Raw genomic sequence first — 2,728 nt, forward strand, 5'->3', positions numbered from 1 at the left:
GAATACTTCGGCGACGCCGACCCCGCTGAATTTGCCATCCGCAAGCCGCTGATCTGGTTCTGGAAGATGTTCGACCGCTCGCCGATCGGGCTGAACCTGTGGCTGGGACTGCGTTTCCGGTGCATGCTGGGCCGGCACATCTTCGACCACATGGGATCGGGGGTAAAGATCCACCACGGCGTCGACCTGACTTATGGCTACAAGCTTTCCATCGGCGATGGCGCGGTCATCCACCAGGGAGTTCTGCTGCACGACCGCGGTGGCATCACCATCGGCAAAAACGCCATCATCGGCTCGTTCGCCCGGATATTCTCCCACAGCTACGCCAATGAAGGCACCGATGATGTAAAGCTGCAGCCAACCACAATTGGCGACGGCGCTCGCATCGGCAGCCACGAAATCATCATGGGTGGAACGCATGTCAGAGCAGGCGAAGTCGTCGGCCACTACCCGGCCTACAAGGTCTAAGGCGGTGAAACAGTCGTGCAACCCGCCATGCTAACCTGAGCTTTCCAAACTCAGGGAGCGTCTGGTGCAGTCTGCCGAATTTACGATCGCGGTCTTCAAGTTTGTTCTGCTCATTTTCTCTTTGAGTGTGCACGAGTGCTCGCATGCCTGGATGGCCTCGCGTTTAGGCGATCAAACGGCACGGCTGCAAGGCCGGGTGACCCTGAACCCCATGTACCACATTGACCCGGTGGGCACCCTCATCATGCCCGCAATCATCATCTTTGGTCCCTTCATCGGCTTCACACTCTTCAGCGGAATCCTGATTGGCTGGGCGAAACCAACTCCGGTCATCAGCCGCAATTTCACCAAAATCCGCCGCGACGAGAACCTCGTGACCCTGGCCGGTCCGGTCTCAAACCTGGTGCTTGCCGCCATCGCCACGGTGCTGCTCCTGGTTGTCATTCACGCGGCTCCAGGCGGGCGCGAGATCGTCAATTTCACTCTGCACGGAGCTCTTCTGCCGGGTAGCTCGCCATCCGTGCAGGCCATCGTGCTGCTGGGTATCGCCGCCGTGGAAATCAACCTGGCGCTCCTGGTTTTCAACCTGCTGCCGATTCCGCCGCTCGATGGCAGCCAGTTGCTCAGGAACATCCTGCCCTACAATGCCGTGCAGTCCTACGACCGCATTCCTCTGTGGATAAGCTGGCTGCTCATGATTGTCGTGGGCGGCTACATCATGCGCCTCCTCCTGGCTCCCGCGTTTGCCGTGGTGCTCTTCGTGCTGACTCGCGGGTAGTCGCCTCTCTCGGCGCGCACAGCCGCTACAATGAAACGAGCCTTAAACTTGACCTCGCTGATCAAACACGGCTGACCAATCCCGGCCTTATCCCGGAATCGAAAAAAGAATGTCGGAATCTTCAAATACATCCTCTCGCCCCCGCGTTTTGAGCGGGATGCGCCCCACGGGCAAGCTGCACCTGGGCAATTACATGGGCGCACTCGCAAACTGGGTCAAGCTGCAGGACAGCGGCCAGTACGAGTGCTACTTCTTCATCGCCGACGTGCACGCACTCACCACCGACTACGCCGACACGTCGAAAATTATTCCCAACACCCAGGAGGTGATTCTCGATTATTTGGCGGCCGGACTCGATCCCTCGAAGAGCGTCCTCTTCGTGCAAAGCCATGTGAAGCAGCATTTCGAACTGCCACTCTTGCTGGGAATGAGCACTCCGCTAAGCTGGTTAGAGCGAGTGCCGAGTTACAAGGAAATGCAGGAAAACCTAGCCAGCAAGGACCTAACTACATACGGATTCCTCGGCTATCCGGTCCTTATGGCCTCGGATATCCTGCTCTACCGACCAAAATTCGTGCCTGTGGGCCAAGACCAGCAGGCGCATGTGGAGTTGACACGGGAGATCGCTCGGCGATTCAACTTCCTCTATCCGAAAGACCCGCTTGTCCGCAATGCTCCGATGAAGAGCTACACTCGAGAACAAATTCGTCAAATGGGTAAGGAAGAGGAGTTCTTGAGACTCCACCCAATTGCGGATTCTGAAGTGGGCCTTAACTACCGTGAAGGGATTTCGGAAGACGTTCTCCGGTCCGAAAGGTCCGTCGTCCTTCCCGAGCCCGATGTGCTGCTCACGCCATCGCCCAAGCTCCCGGGCACCGATGGCCGCAAGATGTCAAAGAGCTACGGCAACACTATCGAGTTGAACGACCCTGAGCCTGTGGTCCGTCAGAAGCTGAAGACCATGGTCACCGACCCTGCTCGCATTCGCCGCAAAGATCCGGGCGATCCAGACAAGTGCCCTGTCGGCGATCTGCACAAGGTTTTCTCAACGCCGGAGACACTGGCCAAAGTCTATGAAGGCTGCCGAACGGCGGGCATCGGGTGTATCGAATGCAAAGGCTGGGCGGCTGACGCGCTGGTGCAGATTCTCAATCCCATCCAGGAGCGGCGCGCGCGATTCACTCCAAGCGAGGTTGAGGATATCCTCAAAGATGGCTCCGACAGAGCACGCACACGGGCCGAGCAAACCATGATCGAAGTCCGCGCGGCAATGCAGTTGACGGCCAGACAGTAGCGAACGAAACACAATCCCCCGAAGTTGAGATGTCTTTGAACCAAGTCAAGAAAAACCCGGAGATCGAGCCTTCCAACGATCCGCAGAAAGATCCAGTCAAGGAGCCTTCGCCCGCTCCGCAACCTGTCGACGATCCGGAACCGGGGCATCGTGGTCCGGTCAACGACCCCGAGCCCGGCCCCGCGCCG

General features: G+C 58.2%; 3 protein-coding genes. All 3 read left to right on the forward strand.

From position 1 onward, the window contains the following. Positions 1-468 (forward strand): acyltransferase (locus tag WA354_RS17410; RefSeq protein WP_472814292.1); only part of this gene is annotated, 468 nt, incomplete at its 5' end. A 64-nt stretch (positions 469-532) separates the two neighbouring features. Then, entirely contained in the window at positions 533-1,246 is a 714-nt protein-coding gene (locus WA354_RS17415; protein WP_472814293.1) for a site-2 protease family protein, read from the forward strand. A gap of 109 nt (positions 1,247-1,355) precedes the next feature. Then, positions 1,356-2,540, forward strand: a complete 1,185-nt coding sequence (trpS, locus tag WA354_RS17420) for a tryptophan--tRNA ligase (RefSeq protein ID WP_472814294.1) — start codon at positions 1,356-1,358, stop codon at positions 2,538-2,540. Positions 2,541-2,728 lie beyond the last annotated feature (188 nt).

Source organism: Occallatibacter sp. (assembly GCF_049802275.1).
Lineage (GTDB): Bacteria > Acidobacteriota > Terriglobia > Terriglobales > Acidobacteriaceae > Telmatobacter.

Bases quoted from the DNA above. Each gene is read 5' to 3' on its own strand.
- trpS (WP_472814294.1), top strand. From the start codon at position 1,356: ATGTCGGAATCTTCAAATACATCCTCTCGCCCCCGCGTTTTGAGCGGG.